Consider the following 15,499-nt stretch of genomic DNA (forward strand, 5'->3'; position numbering starts at 1 on the left):
GCGGGCGACGAACCGCCTTCGGCGCCTTCGCAACGGCGCATGCCGGGGTGCAGGCGAATTTCTTAATGCACGGCTACAATCGCCGGACCCTCACAGCACACTCGCGCAATGCCTGGTCCGAAGTCGTGCGGCGACGCATTGGCGAAGCCGCGCATCGGCATTGCGCATTAGTCCGGGCTCTCGAATAAACGCGGCAAGTCGTTGCGTTTTGATCGGCGTCCCGTTCTAAACAGGCTGATAAAACATAACTCGACAAGGAACCGCTCATGACAACGTTCAATATCAACGGCGAAACGCATACCGTCGATGCGCCGCCTGACATGCCTCTGTTGTGGGTCCTGCGCGATCTCGTCGGCCTGACCGGGACGAAGTTCGGCTGCGGCATCGCTCAATGCGGCGCGTGCACGGTTCATCTCGACGGCGTGGCGGTGCGTTCGTGCGTGTTGCCCGCGGCGGCTGTCGGCGACAAGAAGATCACGACGATCGAAGCGGTCGGCAACACGCCGGCCGGCCAGAAAGTGCAGCAGGCATGGCGTCAACTGGACGTCGTGCAATGCGGTTATTGCCAGTCGGGACAGGTGATGTCGGCGGCCTCGCTGATCGCAAGCAATCCCAATCCGAGCGATGCGGACATCGACGCCGCGATGGCCGGCAACATCTGCCGCTGCGGCACCTACAACCGCATTCGCGCGGCGATCAAGCACGCGGCGAAGGGAGTCTGACATGTCCCAGGGATTGCTCGATGCATACAAAGGCGCGAAGCGCCCGCAAGCCGAAGCCGATGAAGCGCGCGGCGTGTCGCGCCGCACGTTCCTCAAGTTCGGCGTGAGCGTCGGCGCGGCGGCGGGCGGCGGTCTGCTGCTCGGCTTCAGTCTGCCGGCCGTCAGTCAGGATCAGAAGGCCGGTAAGTCGGTGATCGGCGGCGACGCAAACGAAGCGCCGCAGAACGGCGTGTTCGCACCGAACGCGTTCATCCAGATCGACACGGCAGGCAAGGTCACGCTGGTGATTCCAAAGGTCGAGATGGGCCAGGGCGTGTACACGTCGATTCCGATGCTGATCGCAGAAGAACTCGAAGTGCCGCTCGACACGGTCACGCTCGACCACGCGCCGCCGGACGAAAAGCTTTTCACGGACCCGCTGCTCGGCGGCCAGCTCACCGGCGGTTCGACGTCGATCCGCTATGCATGGGAGCCGATGCGCCGCGCCGGCGCGACCGCGCGCACGCTGCTCGTGAGCGCGGCCGCGCAGCAATGGCAGGTCGACGCCGCGAGCTGTCATGCGCAGGCCGGCCAGGTCATCCACGCGGCGAGCAATCGCAGCATCGGCTATGGTCAACTGGTCGAGGCGGCTGCCAAACTGCCCGCGCCGCAGAACGTGCCGCTGAAGAACCCGAAAGACTTCAAGATCATCGGCACGGCAGTCAAGCGGCTCGATTCGCCGGAGAAAGTGGACGGCACGGCGATGTTCGGCCTCGACGTGCGTGTGCCCGACATGGTCTACGCGGCCATCGCGAACTGTCCCGTGTTCGGCGGCACGCTCGCAAGCGTCGACGATACCAACGCGAAGAAGATTCCCGGCGTGCGTCAGGTGGTGAAGATCGACAACGCGGTGGCCGTGATCGGCGATCACACGTGGGCCGCCAAACGCGGGTTGCAGGCGCTCGACATCAAGTGGAACGAAGGCGCGGACGCGAAGTTGTCGATGAAGCAGATCGTCGACGATCTGGCCAACGCGTCGCAACGCAATGGCGCGGTCGCGCGCAAGGACGGCGACGTGGTGCACGCGTTTTCGAACGCGAAGACGCGTGTCGATGCGATCTACCAGCAGCCGTTTCTCGCGCACGCGACGATGGAGCCGATCAATTGCACGGTCCATGTGCGCGCGGACAGTTGCGAAGTCTGGCTTGGCTCGCAGGTGCCGACGCGCGTGCGCGACGCGGCGATGGCCGTCACCGGCTTGCCCGCCGACAAGATCATCGTGCATAACCATCTGATCGGCGGCGGCTTCGGGCGGCGGCTCGAATTCGACATGGTCACGCAGGCAGTGAAGATCGCGAAGCAGGTGTCGACACCCGTGAAGGTGCTGTGGACGCGCGAAGAAGACATTCAGCACGACATGTACCGCCCGTATTACTACGACAAGATCTCCGCCGGTCTCGACGCGAACGGCAAGCCGCTCGCGTGGCAGCACCGGATCGTCGGCTCGTCGATCCTCGCGCGTTTCGCGCCGCCCGCGTTCAAGAACGGGCTAGACCCCGACGCGGTCGAGGTCGCGTCGGACCTGCCGTACGACTTGCCGAACCAGCTCGTCGACTACGTGCGCCAGGAACCGCACGCTATTCCCACCGCGTTCTGGCGCGGCGTCGGTCCCACCCGCAGCACGTTCGTGGTGGAGAGTTTCATCGACGAACTCGCGGCCGAGGCGAAGGTCGATCCCGTCAAATACCGGCGCGATCTGCTCGGCAAGACGCCGCGCGCGCTGAACGTGCTCAACGTCGCGGCGCAGGCGGCCGACTGGGGCAGCGCGGTGCCGAAGGGGCAAGGGCGCGGCGTGTCGGTCATGCATGCGTTCGGCAGCTACTTCGCGATCATCGTCGATGTCGCCGTGGAGCAGGGCGAGGTGGCGGTCAAGCGCGTGGTTTGCGCGGTCGATTGCGGCATGGTCGTCAATCCGAACACGGTGGAGGCGCAGGTGCAGGGCGGCATCATTTTCGGCATTACGGGCGCGCTCTACAGCGAGATCACGATCAAGGACGGCCGCGTGCAGCAGAACAACTTCACCGACTACCGGATGCTGCGGATCGACCAGACGCCGCCTATCGACGTGCATATCGTGAAGAGCAGCGAGGCGCCCGGCGGCATCGGCGAGCCTGGCACGGCGGCGCTCGCGCCGGCGCTGACCAACGCGATCTTCGCGGCCACCGGCAAGCGGTTGCGGCATTTGCCGGTCGGCAGCCAGTTGCAAACCGCTTAACGGGAGCCCGACATGAAAAGCATACTCAAGGGTTTCGGCGCGGCACTGAGCGTGGCGCTGCCGTTGCTGATGCAGGCATCGGCGGCAGCAGCGGCAACATCATCCGCTTTCGATCCCGCGCTCGTGCAGCGCGGCGCTTATCTCGCGAAGGCCGGCGACTGCGCCGCCTGCCACACGGCGCCGAAGGGCAAGCCGTTCGCGGGCGGCCTGCCGATGAACACGCCGATGGGTCAGATCTACACGACCAACATCACGCCGGACTCGCAAACCGGCATCGGCGGCTATACGGAACAGGACTTTGCGCGGGCGATGCGCGAAGGCGTCGCGAAAGACGGGCACAACCTGTATCCGGCGATGCCGTATCCGTCGTATGCCAAGGTCAACGACGACGACATGAAGGCGCTGTACGCGTACTTCATGAGCGGTGTTGCGCCAGTGCAGCAGGCGAATCGCGAGGCCGACATCGCATGGCCGATGAACATGCGCTGGCCGTTGAAGCTCTGGAACATGGTGTTCCTCGAGAAAGGCGTGTATCAGAACAAGCCGGGCAAGGACGTCGCATGGAATCGCGGCGCGTATCTGATCCAGGGCCTCGGCCACTGCGGCTCGTGTCACACGCCGCGCGGCATCGCGTTCCAGGAGAAGGCGCTCGACGAAAGCGGCAGCGCGTTTCTCACCGGCAGCCTGCTCGACGGCTGGTTCGCGACCAACCTGACCGGCGAGCATAACGTCGGCCTGGGACGCTGGAACGATCAGGACTTGCAGGCGTTCCTGAAGACCGGCGCGAATCGTCACGCTACGGCGTTCGGCTCGATGACGAGCGTGATCAACAACAGCACGCAGGCGTTGAACGATACCGACATCGCGGCCATGACGACGTATCTGAAATCGCTGCCGCCGGCGGGCGGCAACGGCGCGCCGCCTTACACGTACGATCCGCAGGCGACGAAGGTGTCGCTGAACCGTCCCGCGAACGACGCCGGTGCGCGCGTCTACACCGCGTATTGCATGCATTGCCACGGCGTCGACGGACGCGGTTTCGCGCCGATGCTCGCGCCGCTGGCCGGCAATCCGAACGTGCTGGAGAAGGACGCGTCGTCGCTCATTAACGTGACGCTGAACGGCACCGAAGACCTCGTGATCGGCGGCATTCCCGCGCCGTATCCGATGCCGAAGTACGCACCGGTGCTGACCGACCAGCAGATCGCCGACGTGTTGACGTTCGTGCGCGCCGGCTGGAACAACGGCGCGCCGGCCGTGACCGCAGCCGATGTCACGAAGCTGCGCAAGTCGACTCAAGCGGCCCGCTAGCAGTAGTTACTCAAACCGGCCGAGCATGAAAAAAGCGTCAACCGTCTTTCGGCGGTTGACGCTTTTTGTTGTGTCGCTTGCAAAGACGCGGCTAACGGTGTTGACCAACCTTGTTGCGCTTTTCGAGCACACGCGCATACCACGTCAACGGAAAACACATCGCGAAGTAGATCATGGCCACCATGCCGTAGATTGGGAACGGTCGGAACGCCGCGTTCGTGATCATCGTGCCGGTCTTCGTCAATTCCGTGAAGCCGATGATCGACGCGAGCGCCGTGCTCTTGACCACCTGCACGAGAAAACCGACCGTCGGCGCGACTGCGATTTTGAGCGCTTGCGGCCAGACGATATAGCGCAATTGCTGCGCGAACGTCATGCCGAGACTCGCGCCCGCGGCCCATTGACCGCGCGGCACCGCTTCCACGCAGCCACGCCAGATGTCGACCAGATACGCGCTCGTGTACAGCGTCAACGTGACGGTCGCCGCGACCCACGGCGACACGTCCACGCCCACCAGCGGCAAGCCGAAGAACGCGAGAAACAGTTGCATCAGCAGCGGCGTGCCCTGGAACACTTCCACATACAGCACGACGATGCGGCGCAGCCAGGCGATCGGCGACACGCGCATCGCGAGCAGGATCAATCCGAAGACGCCGCCGCCGACGAAAGCGATCAGCGAGAGCAGCACGGTCCAGCGCGCGGCGAGCAGCAGATTACGGGCGATGTCCCACAGCGTGAATTCGACCATGATCAGCGCTCCGTCGGCACAGTGCGGGCGGCGCGCCACATCAGGCGGCTGCGCCAGGCGCGAGGCGCGCTGTCCGAGCCGCGCGCCGCGCGCCCCGCGAACAGACCGCGTCCGAACCGGTTGAGGATTTGCCGCAGCACGATTGACAGCAGCAGATACGTCGCCGTGATGATCAGGTAGCTCTCGAACGAGCGGAAGTTGCGCGACTGGACAAAGTTGGCCGCGTACGTGAGGTCCGGCACGGAGATTTGCGACACGACCGCCGAGCCGAGCATCACGATCAGCACCTGGCTCAGCAGCGCGGGGAACACATTGGCGAGCGCCTGCGGCAGCACGATATAGCGAAACACCTGGCGTCCATGCAGGCCGAGCGCCTGCGCCGCCTGTACCTGGCCGCGCGAGATCGAATCGATGCCCGCGCGCACGATCTCGATCGCATAGGCGCCGAGGTTCACTGTCATCGCCAGAATCGCGGCCTGCATTTCGTCGATATGAATGCCGAGCGTCGGCAGGCCGAAGAACACAAAAAACAGTTGCACGATGAACGGTGTGTTGCGAATCAGTTCGACGTAGCTCGCTACGACCCAGCGCGCCCACTTCGGCCCGGCCACCGCGACGCTCGCGCCGGCGATGCCGACGAGCGCGCCGAGCAACGTCGAGATCGCGGTCAGCCCCAGGGTGACCGCGACGCCGCGCGCGAGCATGCCCGCATAAAGGCCGAAGCCGCTGAAATCGAACGCATAGGTCATGGCGTGGCGCTCATCGTGAGGTCAAACTCCGGGCGGTAAATTCAGAGATCGGCGGGCAGCGGCGTGCGCAGCCATTTCTGCGAGATCGCGTTCATGGTGCCGTCGCTGCGAGCCTTGGCGATGGTTTCGTCGACTTTCTGCTTCAGACGCGGCTCGTTCTTGTTCAAACCGACGTGATCCGGCGAGCTGAACAACGAAAACTTCTGCTCGGGATCGTTCGCGGGATGACGCGCGAGAATCGTGGCGCCGACGTCGTTGCCGACCACCATCAACTGTACCTGACCAGAAATAAACGCCGAAATTGCTCCGTTGGGATCGTCGAAACGTTTGATGTTCGCGCTGGGCGGCGCGATTTTCGTCACGCTCAGGTCTTCCAGCGTGCCGCGCGCGACCGAAATCGACTTGCCGGCGAGGTCGGCGGCGTTCTTCACGGGCAGCGCTTTCGGGCCGAACACGGCCAGGTAGTACGGCGCGTAGGGCTTCGAGAAGTCGATCACCTTCTCGCGTTCCGGCGTCTGGCCGACCGACAGCAGCATGTCGGTCTTGTGGTCCGCGAGATAGGCCATGCGGTTGTCGCCCGTCACCTGCACGAGTTCGACCTTGGCGTTAAGCGCCCGGCCGATCAGATTGGCGACGTCGATGTCGTACCCCATCGGCTTCATGTCCGGACCGATCGAGCCGAACGGCGGATAGTCCATGAACACGCCGATGCGCACCGTGCCTGTCTTCGCGATGTTGTCGAGCGCATCGGCATGCGCGGCGGGCGAGAACGCGCTGAGCGCGCCCGCGGCGGTGAACGCGAGAGCCGCGGCAAGTGTAGCGAACACGCGGCGGGCGGTCGATTGAACGGGCTGGTGCTGGTTCATGGTGTGTCCTCTGTCGAAAAACGCTTATTGGAGTGAGATGGATGAGGTGGAAGGATGAAGTGGACTCTAGGTTTGCCAAAATCCCTCAACAAACGAAATATGCGCATGGAGGCCATGACGTAAGCTCATGCTTGCCGCATCGCCCGCCGGCTGTTGCGCGGCGACGCGCGCGGCGCGATGAATCGTTGGACGTATGAGCGCAGTGCATGCAGCCAGGGTCCGCCGCAACTCGTGGCGCGACGCGCGATCGCGTATCCTGTGGGGTTGGAAGGCGTGTCCCGACAGCAGTTCGCCGCGCCGCCTCAATGACTTTTTCTGATCCCGATATGTCGATGCGACGTCTTCCGCCGCTCAACGCGCTGCAAATTTTCGAAACCGTCGCGCGCCATCGCAGCTTCACGCGCGCGGCCGATCATCTGTGTCTCACGCAGGGCGCGGTGAGCCGGCAGATCATCGCGCTCGAGGACTACTACAAGTTTCCGCTGTTCAAGCGTCACGCGAAGGGCCTCACGCTCACCGCCGAAGGCGAGTTGCTGCTGCCCGCGGTCAAGGAAAGCTTTGCGCGTATCGAAGAGATTTCGCTGCGGCTCACGCGGCAGCGCACCGACCTCGCGCTGAAGGTGCCGACCTGCGTGATGCGCTGGATGCTGCCGAAGATCATGCGCTTTCAGACCGAGTATCCCGACCTGCATGTGCAGATCACCACGACGTGGCAGCACGACGTCGACTTCCAGCTCGAACCGTTCGACGCGGCGATCATTTACGGATCGTCGCCGGGTGCGGACGTGCAATCCGTGCCGCTCTTCGAGGAGCGTCTAACGCCGGTGTGCGCGCCCGATCTGCTGAAGGACAAGCCGCTGGCATCGGTCGCGGATCTCGCGCGCCATACGCTGCTGCATCCGACGCGCGATCATCGCGACTGGAAGATGTGGCTTGCGCGGGTCGCCGAAGCTGACCCGGCCGACGCGCGCGCGATCGACGCCGAGCACGGCCCGAGCTTCGACACGCTCGACATGGCGACCAACGCGGCGTTGCAAGGCTTCGGCGTGGCGATCAGTGACCTCGCGCTGATCGACGAGGACGTGGCCGCGCGGCGTCTCGTGCGGCCGTTCGATACGGTGCTGAAGACCGGCTGGCGCTACTACTTCGTCTATCCGGATTCAGTCGCGCATCAGCACAAGCTGAGTCTGTTTCGCGACTGGATCGCGGCGCATTGGGAAGAGTAGGCGAGGGCGCCGTCGCGCGACGGCGTGTGTCAGGGCGCGAACGATAAAAACAGGTAGGCGGCGAACAGCGACAGATGCACGGCGCCTTGCAGGATCGTCGTGCGGCCGGTGCTGATCGTCAGCGTGCTGACCAGCAGCGTGAGCACCAACAATACCGTTTCCTTGCCGTTGATGCCGAGCACGAGCGGTTGCCCCGTCGTCAGAAACACGGCGGCCACCGTCGGAATCGTCAAGCCGATGCTGGCGAGCGCCGAGCCGAGCGCGAGATTCAGGCTGTTCTGCAAGCGGTCGGCGCGCGCCGCGCGCACCGCGGCGAGACCTTCGGGCAGCAGCACCAGCGCGGCGATCACGATGCCGACCACCGCCGCCGGTGCGCCCGCGTTTTCAACGGCCGTCTCGACAACCGGCGACAGCACTTTGGCGAGCAGCACGACGGCGACGAGGCACACCAGCAGCAAGCCGCCGCTCGTCAGCGCGAGCCGTGCGCCAGGCGGCGCGGCATGCACGTCTTCGTCGGACACGTCGGCGAGAAAATAGTCGCGATGCCGGACCGTCTGCACGAACACGAACACGCCGTACAACACCAGCGACGACACGCCCGCGAACGCCAGTTGCGACGACGACAGCATGGGGCCGACGTTGGTCGTCGTGTAGTTGGGCATGACGAGCGTCAGCACCGATAACGACGCGAGCACCGCGAGCGCCGCAGCCGCGCCGCGAATCTGAAAATCCTGCTCGCGATGGCGAATGCCGCCCACCAGCAGGCACATCCCGACGATTCCGTTGCATACGATCATGACGGCGGCGAACACCGTATCGCGCGCGAGGCCCGCTTTCTCGGGACCGGCTGTCAGCATGACCGACACGATCAGCGCGACCTCGATCACGGTCACCGCGATCGCGAGCACCAGCGTGCCGAAGGGTTCGCCGACCTGATGCGCGACCACTTCCGCGTGATGCACGGCCGCGAATACCGCCGCGCACAGCGCGATGCCCACCAGCGCGAGCAGCAGCCCGTTGCCCGGCAACGCGTAGGACGCGCCGAGCACGATCCACGCGACGAACGGCACGGCCAGAGTCCAGCGGGGCAAGACGGTTGCGGACATGGTCATCGGCTGGTTGGTCTGTGACTTCGGTGATTTCTGTGACTTCTGTGAGTGTTCCCGGCCCGCGGAACAGCATGCGATTCTAAAAACGCGGGCGATGCAATCGAGGCTTCAGGTCTGGCGGATGCCAACGTCCTTGCAACCGGACGTGGGCATCCGACCATGCGACTGCCGGCGCGATCACGCGCCGGCCCGAGCCTTACTGCCCGACCGGCCGAACCGTCAGTGCGTTCTTGACCGACGTCACGCCTGCCACGCCTTGCGCCGCTTGCGTGGCGAGGTCGACTTGCGACTGGTCCGGCACCGTGCCGGCCAGCGTCACAGCGCCGCCGCGTGCACGGACGTTGATGTTCGCGACGCTGACGCCCTTGGTCTTGGCGAGCGCGCTGCGCACCTTGCGCCCGAGCGCGCGGTTGGCGGCCTTGGCCTGCTTGCCGGTTGTCGCCGACGATGATGCCGCCGCTGCCGGTGCGGCCGCCGCGTCGCTGCTTTGCGCGGATGCGTTGAGCGATGCCAGTACGATCAGCGCGCCGCCGACCAACTTCATTGCCGTGGATGCTTTCATGCGAATTTCTCCTTGTCGTGAATAATTCGTCCCCTTGCGGGAACGTGTGCTGGACTACGGTAAAGCGCAATGGAACGGAAAGGACGTTGCTGCGGGTCTTGCGGATGCTTCAGGTTGACAGAGACTGCTGGATGCTGCGGATGCGGCCGAAGCGCGCGGCCGGCGAGGCGCACTGCGGGCCGAAGGACACGATACTCCAATTGGTTCCAGAATGAGGCTGCCGCTGCCTGGAAGTGAGGCGTCGCTACAACGCTCGCGACGATGAGCCGCGATGTGTGACTGCACGGTCTGGCGCTCTGAGATGGCAGCTTGCTGCCCGGTGCTTGCGCAAGATGCGCGAATCGGGGCATAAATGAACGCACCCACCGATGCACCCTCCGACGTAAAACTCGACGCCAAAACCGACGCAAAGACAAAGGCCCAATGCATGCGCAAACCGTCGCTTCCCATCATCCCCTTGTCGCGTGACGATTTGCCCGTCGGCGCGACGCAACTCGCGCGCTTCATGATCGGCAAGTATCTCGTTCACGACGTGCCGGAAGGGCGCATGAGCGGCCGCATCGTCGAGACGGAGGCGTATCCGGTGGGCGATTCGACGAGCCATGCGTTTATCGGACGGCGTCCGCACAACGGCTCGATGTTCCTCGCGCCCGGCTATGCGTACGTCCGGCTCACCTATGGTCTCTCGTACATGCTCAACATGTCCGCCGAAGCGGAGGACGTAGGCGCCGGCATTCTGATCCGCGCGATCGAGCCGCTCGAAGGTCTGCCGCTGATGGAAGCGCGCCGTCCCGGCGTGCCGCTGCGCGATCTCGCGCGCGGGCCCGGCCGGCTGACTGTGGCGCTCGGCATCGGTCAGTCGTTCGACGGCCGCGATTTGTGCACCGGCCGCGATTTGTGGATCGGCGTCATCGAGACAGGCGACGTGCCGGTCGGCGTGACGACGCGCATTGGCCTGTCGCGCGAGATGCATCGGCCGTTGCGCTTTTTCGAGCCCGGCAGCGCGTTCGTGAGCGGACCGCGCAAGCTGCTGGTTGCGCCACACGCGGACCTCGGCGACGGTCCGCAAATCTGACCGCGTGCAAAGCCGTTGCGGCAAGGTCTGCACGTCGGCGCGCTTGTTCCAAAGCGAAGGCTACACGCGGCTACGCGCTGCCCAATTATTACGCGGTCGATGCGCGGCGCATTGCTATCGCCGGAAACTTCGCCGCACTTTTTCAGTGACGACAATTATGTATCTCACAAATAGGTGTTTTCCCTTGGTGAATCGATGACTAGACTGGAATCACTCGCTTCCACATGGTGTGGCAAGCGCGGCAAATAAAACCAGGTCTGGAGGTAATAATCATGAAATCGCTTATCAAGGCAGTCGCCATTGCAGCCGTTCTCGCCGCTCCGGTCGCGTCGTTCGCGCAGTCGAGCCAGCAACCGGTCACGCGCGCCGAAGTGCGCAACGAACTGATTCAGTTGGAGCGCGCGGGTTACAACCCGTCGGTCAGCAACGACCCGTACTATCCGGCCGACATTCAGGCCGCGGAACGCCGCGTGCAGGAGCAAAACCCGGCAGTCGCGCAAACGCAGTTGCCGGTCGCGGACACGAGCGGCTATGGCGGCACGACGAGCGGCTCGTCGCAATCGGGCGGCGTGCGTGAGTCGATGACCGGCGCGAAGTCGGTGTATTTCGGCAACTAAGTTTCGGCCACTAAGTTTCGGAAGTTGAGTTCGTAGCTGGTTTGCGCTGGTGGCAGTAGAAATGTCATCTGCGATAGCAGCGAGCGCGCCGCGATAAAAGCGGCGCGCCGCAGCTAGCGATGCGGATCTCAGTTCGCCCAGCGCGCATACGTGAGCGTACTTTGGCGCTTGCAGAAGCAGGCGCTAGACACACGATCCCTATAGCCCCTTGTTCAAATGGGCTGACCAGAATGCGAGAACCTCCGCTGCCGCAAGGTAGCTTCGCCCAACCGTCCAGCGATTGGGCTTTTTTTGCGGCTAAAACCGGCGGGTAGGCGAGAAGCGTGGCCCGTCAGGGACGCTCGCCGTGGATGTAGAACTCGAGCTGCTGGATAGTGAACTGCTGCTCGGCGATGATGTTCTTCACGAGGTCGCCAATCGACACCATGCCGATGAGCCTGTCGTTCTCGATCACCGGCAAGTGGCGCATGCGCCGCTCGGTCATGAGCGCCATGCAGTCGTCGGTGGTTTGATCCGGGCGCACGAAGCGCACCGCCTTGCTCATGATCTCGCGTACCGGCGTGGCCTTCGACGACCTGTCCATCAGCACGACCTTGCGCGCATAGTCGCGTTCGGTGATGATTCCCGCGATGCTGTCGCCGTCCGTCACGACCAGTGCGCCGATGCCTTTGTCAGCCATCAGCCTGATCGCTTCATAGACGGAGTCGTCGGCTCCGATCGTATAAACGGTCGTGTTTGGTTTGGTTTTTAGCAGCTGTGCAACGGTTGTCATGGAGCGGCTCCCTTTCGCAGTGCAGCAGTGCAGCACGCCGGCGCGGCGGGCTGTCGGTGACAGGCGATTCCAGTATAGGCGCGACGCGCCAGCGAGTGTGTCCGGGAATACCTGGAGCGCGCAACGCACGCAATTCATGTAGCGCGCGGCGGCCGCGCGCTTTTGCGCGCGCTTTGCGATCGCGTGAAGCGTATTGCGCGTTGCGTCTCGCGCTTGCGCTCTGGTGGTGCAAGAACCGTGCGCCATGCATGGGCATCCGGGTGCGGTGCGCCGATTAGCGGTAAACTCCTGTCCGTACCTTATCCCCGGTTTCATCGGGTTCATGTCCAGCACCACTGTCTAACGCCATGCTCACGTCTCACGATCCGTCGCCTGCGGCAGACGGCGCAATCAACGGCGAATGCGTCGTTCTCGACGCCACCGCCACGCTTCCCACGCGCTACGGCACGTTCACCTCTTATGTGTTTCGCGTGGTCGACAGCGGCGCCGAACATCTTGCGCTCGTGATGGGCGACGTCGCGAACAGGTCGTCGGTGCTGACCCGTTTGCACTCCGAATGCCTGACGGGCGACGTGCTCGGCTCATATCGCTGCGATTGCGGCGAGCAACTCGATCTCGCGCTGCGCTATATCGCCGCCGAAGGCTGCGGCGTGCTGCTTTATCTGCGCGGCCACGAAGGCCGCGGCATTGGCCTCTCGAACAAGATTCGCGCTTATGCGCTGCAGGAGCAGGGGCGCGACACGGTCGAGGCCAATCTCGATCTTGGCCTACCGGACGACTCACGCGAATACGATTCGGCGGCGGGCATTTTACGCACGCTGAAAGTCACCTCGGTCCGGCTGATGAGCAACAATCCCGAGAAGTTCGACACGCTGTCCAAGCACGGCATTCCGGTGTGCGAACGCGTCGCGCTCGCGATTCCGATGCGCGAGGAAAACGAGCGCTATATCCGCACGAAGCAGTTGAAGTTTGGGCATTACTTCGACGAGAACGAATAGCGACAATTTGATATCTGTCCGCAGTCGGCCAAGGTGAGCCAAAGTAGTCCATAACTGATTGAAAATAAATAAAAATTATCCGCATCGAGGACTCTAGTCGGGTCACCTGCACTTGTCTCCGCATGTCTACACTTGCGACGCTGGCGTAGGTTTTTTCGGCGTTGCCAGGAAAACCTACGCCGGATATTCTTCCTTCAGAAAAACCTACGCCGAGGGAAGAATGCGCTTCGATGCACGCGCCGCGGCCAGACTGCCGAGCGGCGATCACATGACCTTCGATGGATTTCCCGGACTACGCCTGCAGGCGTCTACGAGCCGGAAATCGTGGACGTACCGCTACAAGTCACCGGTCGATAGCCGCATGCGGCAAGTCAAGCTCGGTGAATGGCCAGCAATGTCGTTTGCCGGAGCCATCGCTGCGTGGGAGAAGAGCCGCGTCGAGAGAGATTCGGGCGCCGAGCTTGCGGCACTGCGCCGAATGACGCAGGCAGAGGCTACTCGTCCATCACCGGACAATTACACCGTCAGACAGTTGTGCCGCGACTATCTGGAAGGGTATGTAGAAGTCAACCGGAAGACCAAAGGTGCAGTCGAGGTCGCACGTATATTCAAAGCGATGTTAGGGCCTATCGCGGATAGGGCTGCGACTACCATTACGCGCGCCGAGGCTTTCGATCTGCTCGAATCATATCGGTCCACTCCAGTGCTCGCAGCCCGCCTTCGCATGGAATTGGGCTGTGCCTGGCACTACGCGCTCGATGCCGGTCGTCTTCCTGAAAACACCGCTAACTGGTGGAAGGTAGTTCTAAGAGGGCGATTGAAGAGCAAAGGGCGCAAGGTCGACGGCCAATATACTGGAACCCAGAAAAGGGTGCTCTCGGTAGAGGAACTCGGCACATTGATTCGATGGCTTCCGAACTTCAGCCTGACCGTCGCTGACGCATTGACGCTCTACCTCTGGACTGGCACGAGAGGGGGCGAGATTGTCGCTATGGAGAGCAACGAGATCGCGGACGAAAGCGATGGTCTTTGGTGGACGATTCCCAAACAGAAGACAAAGGGGCTTCATAACGAAAGAGCAACGGATCTGCGTGTGCCGCTCGTGGGCCGCGCCGAAGTGGTTGTGCGGCGACGACTCGACCAGGCCAAGGGAACTGTCTTGTTTCCTTCGTCGCGTGGGAAGGCGATGGAGCAGACCGTGGTTCAGCACGGCGTCTACTATCATCAGCCGTACTGCAAAATCGCACCCAACCATGATCGCCCGCGATTGCCTGTGACGCATTGGTCAGCCCACGATCTTCGACGCACTACGCGCACACTCCTTGCTACACTTGGTTGTCCGAACGAAATCGCCGAGGCCGTGCTTGGCCATGTCCAGTCTGGAATCATCGGTATCTATAACCGGCATAACTACGACAGAGAGCGACGCGAGTGGCTCACGAAACTGTCACATCGGCTGGAAGAAATTGCGGCGACATATTCGGCAAAGAGGTAACCTTCGCCGCCGCCTGACTCCCTCGTTCCTCAGCAGGTTGTTCACGCTCGGCATCGTCACATTTCCGCCCGCCTTCACCGTCGCATCGACGAGCGTTGTGTCATGCCCGGAAACGGTAGTGAGGCTGCCGCCCGTGGTGAGCGCGCTGCCGACGTTCTGCGTAGTCGTCGTGTACCCCCCGTTCAGGCCGTCACAGCGCTTTGCACTCTGCGGAAGCTGATCGGTCAGCAGTTGCATCGCAGAAAGAGTCATCAATCTTCTATGAGATTGTCCCGAAGTACGGGGAAAATGCACTTCCCGCGTCGCTGCATCGGCGGACAGTTAAGATCCGAGCGGAGCGTTTCCTCCGGGACCCGGGATGGCGAAGAACATCCTTCGTTCACCGTAACCGGTACCAATCGATGCATCGTGCATGTCCCGTCGACCGCATCGACGGATATTCCCCGCTATGCCCCTCCGCGGGGCGACGAATAGAACGGTTGCCTTCGCATTTGCATGTCTCCCGACGGTTGCGGCGCCTTTAGAATTCGACCTCTACGCGCGTCGTCGCCCTTGCGACTGCGGGCCCCGGACAGGTAACCCTTAACACGGAGGCTGCATCTTTCAGTCTGATCGCCTGTTCGTCCAGCAAATGCGCTGCAGCAGCCTGCTTAACGAGCGCCGCGCTCTGCCGCGTCGCTTCGCGCTTCTGTGCTCGTAAGACGTTGCGCAAATCGACGCCAGAGGGGATGCCGCCCGGTGCCTGCCATGCCGCAGTCTTGATACTATCCGACACTCGCAACGCGAACTCGTAGGCACGTCGGTGTCGTAGCCTGCAGCGGAGAACGAGCTAAATGTCCGTTCAGATAACGCCCAATCAACTCATTCAATTGATCATTCCAGGCATCACCGCCGTCTTTGTGTCATCGGCACCTGTAAATTGATACACCGTCGGCACTGAGGAATTGATACACCTCGACGAAGGGATAATGGCCGCTTTGAGCGGCGATGATCTC

14 protein-coding genes are annotated in these 15,499 nt (G+C 62.9%); 8 read left to right on the forward strand and 6 right to left on the reverse strand.

The features are described from left to right. The first annotated feature begins 266 nt into the window (after positions 1-266). The 3 genes from C8K18_RS26620 to C8K18_RS26630 are packed head-to-tail and all read left to right on the forward strand — an operon-like array spanning position 267 to position 4,287. Entirely contained in the window at positions 267-722 is a 456-nt protein-coding gene (locus C8K18_RS26620) for a (2Fe-2S)-binding protein (RefSeq protein ID WP_006053023.1), read from the forward strand. Between the two features lies 1 nt (position 723). Further along, positions 724-2,976: a xanthine dehydrogenase family protein molybdopterin-binding subunit gene (locus tag C8K18_RS26625; protein ID WP_107710331.1), complete on the forward strand. Its 2,253-nt coding sequence runs from the start codon at positions 724-726 to the stop codon at positions 2,974-2,976. Positions 2,977-2,988: 12 nt separating this feature from the next. Further along, a complete protein-coding gene (locus C8K18_RS26630; RefSeq protein WP_006053021.1) occupies positions 2,989-4,287 on the forward strand; it encodes a cytochrome c in 1,299 nt (432 codons plus the stop codon). 91 nt (positions 4,288-4,378) lie between these two features. On the opposite strand, the gene C8K18_RS26635 is transcribed toward C8K18_RS26630, so the two are convergent. Genes C8K18_RS26635 through C8K18_RS26645 form a run of 3 tightly spaced genes read right to left on the reverse strand, consistent with a single transcriptional unit; the run spans position 4,379 to position 6,650 of the window. Beyond that, on the reverse strand, positions 4,379-5,035 hold the full coding sequence (locus tag C8K18_RS26635; RefSeq protein WP_006053020.1) for an amino acid ABC transporter permease: 657 nt from the start codon (positions 5,033-5,035) through the stop codon (positions 4,379-4,381). Between the two features lie 2 nt (positions 5,036-5,037). Continuing rightward, entirely contained in the window at positions 5,038-5,784 is a 747-nt protein-coding gene (locus C8K18_RS26640) for an amino acid ABC transporter permease (protein ID WP_029968756.1), read from the reverse strand. 41 nt (positions 5,785-5,825) lie between these two features. Then, positions 5,826-6,650, reverse strand: a complete 825-nt coding sequence (locus C8K18_RS26645) for a transporter substrate-binding domain-containing protein (RefSeq protein ID WP_107710329.1) — start codon at positions 6,648-6,650, stop codon at positions 5,826-5,828. A 332-nt stretch (positions 6,651-6,982) separates the two neighbouring features. Between C8K18_RS26645 and C8K18_RS26650 the strand changes: the two genes are divergently transcribed. Further along, positions 6,983-7,876 (forward strand): LysR substrate-binding domain-containing protein, encoded by an 894-nt coding sequence (locus C8K18_RS26650; protein WP_029968760.1) that lies wholly within the window; start codon positions 6,983-6,985, stop codon positions 7,874-7,876. A 29-nt stretch (positions 7,877-7,905) separates the two neighbouring features. Here C8K18_RS26650 and C8K18_RS26655 read toward each other — a convergent pair whose 3' ends face one another. Continuing rightward, on the reverse strand, positions 7,906-8,988 hold the full coding sequence (locus tag C8K18_RS26655; protein ID WP_006053016.1) for a calcium:proton antiporter: 1,083 nt from the start codon (positions 8,986-8,988) through the stop codon (positions 7,906-7,908). 193 nt (positions 8,989-9,181) lie between these two features. Next, entirely contained in the window at positions 9,182-9,547 is a 366-nt protein-coding gene (locus C8K18_RS26660) for a BON domain-containing protein (RefSeq protein WP_107710327.1), read from the reverse strand. A 427-nt stretch (positions 9,548-9,974) separates the two neighbouring features. Between C8K18_RS26660 and C8K18_RS26665 the strand changes: the two genes are divergently transcribed. Both C8K18_RS26665 and C8K18_RS26670 read left to right on the forward strand, forming a co-directional pair. Next, positions 9,975-10,622, forward strand: coding sequence for a DNA-3-methyladenine glycosylase (locus C8K18_RS26665; RefSeq protein WP_029968764.1), 648 nt, complete (start codon positions 9,975-9,977; stop codon positions 10,620-10,622). 272 nt (positions 10,623-10,894) lie between these two features. Then, positions 10,895-11,239, forward strand: a complete 345-nt coding sequence (locus tag C8K18_RS26670) for a DUF4148 domain-containing protein (protein WP_006053013.1) — start codon at positions 10,895-10,897, stop codon at positions 11,237-11,239. Between the two features lie 331 nt (positions 11,240-11,570). Here C8K18_RS26670 and C8K18_RS26675 read toward each other — a convergent pair whose 3' ends face one another. After that, entirely contained in the window at positions 11,571-12,011 is a 441-nt protein-coding gene (locus C8K18_RS26675) for a CBS domain-containing protein (RefSeq protein ID WP_006053012.1), read from the reverse strand. Between the two features lie 347 nt (positions 12,012-12,358). Here C8K18_RS26675 and ribA point away from each other — a divergent pair, with 347 nt between their 5' ends. Then, positions 12,359-13,009 carry a GTP cyclohydrolase II gene (ribA, locus tag C8K18_RS26680; protein WP_053860284.1) on the forward strand — a complete coding sequence of 217 codons (651 nt, stop codon included), beginning with the start codon at positions 12,359-12,361 and terminating at the stop codon, positions 13,007-13,009. 220 nt (positions 13,010-13,229) lie between these two features. Then, the gene (locus C8K18_RS26685) at positions 13,230-14,504 is read left to right on the forward strand and encodes a tyrosine-type recombinase/integrase (RefSeq protein ID WP_107710325.1); all 1,275 of its coding nucleotides are present in this window, start codon (positions 13,230-13,232) and stop codon (positions 14,502-14,504) included. The last annotated feature ends 995 nt before the right edge of the window (positions 14,505-15,499 follow it).

Source organism: Paraburkholderia sp. GV068 (genome assembly GCF_003058125.1).
GTDB lineage: Bacteria > Pseudomonadota > Gammaproteobacteria > Burkholderiales > Burkholderiaceae > Paraburkholderia > Paraburkholderia graminis.

Excerpts from the sequence above, each read along its gene's own strand:
- C8K18_RS26670 (WP_006053013.1), top strand. The coding sequence starts at position 10,895 with ATGAAATCGCTTATCAAGGCAGTCGCCATTGCAGCCGTTCTCGCCGCT.
- C8K18_RS26655 (WP_006053016.1), bottom strand. The coding sequence starts at position 8,988 with ATGACCATGTCCGCAACCGTCTTGCCCCGCTGGACTCTGGCCGTGCCG.
- C8K18_RS26630 (WP_006053021.1), top strand. The coding sequence starts at position 2,989 with ATGAAAAGCATACTCAAGGGTTTCGGCGCGGCACTGAGCGTGGCGCTG.
- C8K18_RS26665 (WP_029968764.1), top strand. The coding sequence starts at position 9,975 with ATGCGCAAACCGTCGCTTCCCATCATCCCCTTGTCGCGTGACGATTTG.
- C8K18_RS26675 (WP_006053012.1), bottom strand. The coding sequence starts at position 12,011 with ATGACAACCGTTGCACAGCTGCTAAAAACCAAACCAAACACGACCGTT.
- C8K18_RS26650 (WP_029968760.1), top strand. The coding sequence starts at position 6,983 with ATGCGACGTCTTCCGCCGCTCAACGCGCTGCAAATTTTCGAAACCGTC.
- C8K18_RS26640 (WP_029968756.1), bottom strand. The coding sequence starts at position 5,784 with ATGACCTATGCGTTCGATTTCAGCGGCTTCGGCCTTTATGCGGGCATG.
- C8K18_RS26625 (WP_107710331.1), top strand. The coding sequence starts at position 724 with ATGTCCCAGGGATTGCTCGATGCATACAAAGGCGCGAAGCGCCCGCAA.
- C8K18_RS26685 (WP_107710325.1), top strand. The coding sequence starts at position 13,230 with ATGCGCTTCGATGCACGCGCCGCGGCCAGACTGCCGAGCGGCGATCAC.
- C8K18_RS26645 (WP_107710329.1), bottom strand. The coding sequence starts at position 6,650 with ATGAACCAGCACCAGCCCGTTCAATCGACCGCCCGCCGCGTGTTCGCT.
- ribA (WP_053860284.1), top strand. The coding sequence starts at position 12,359 with ATGCTCACGTCTCACGATCCGTCGCCTGCGGCAGACGGCGCAATCAAC.
- C8K18_RS26635 (WP_006053020.1), bottom strand. The coding sequence starts at position 5,035 with ATGGTCGAATTCACGCTGTGGGACATCGCCCGTAATCTGCTGCTCGCC.
- C8K18_RS26620 (WP_006053023.1), top strand. The coding sequence starts at position 267 with ATGACAACGTTCAATATCAACGGCGAAACGCATACCGTCGATGCGCCG.
- C8K18_RS26660 (WP_107710327.1), bottom strand. The coding sequence starts at position 9,547 with ATGAAAGCATCCACGGCAATGAAGTTGGTCGGCGGCGCGCTGATCGTA.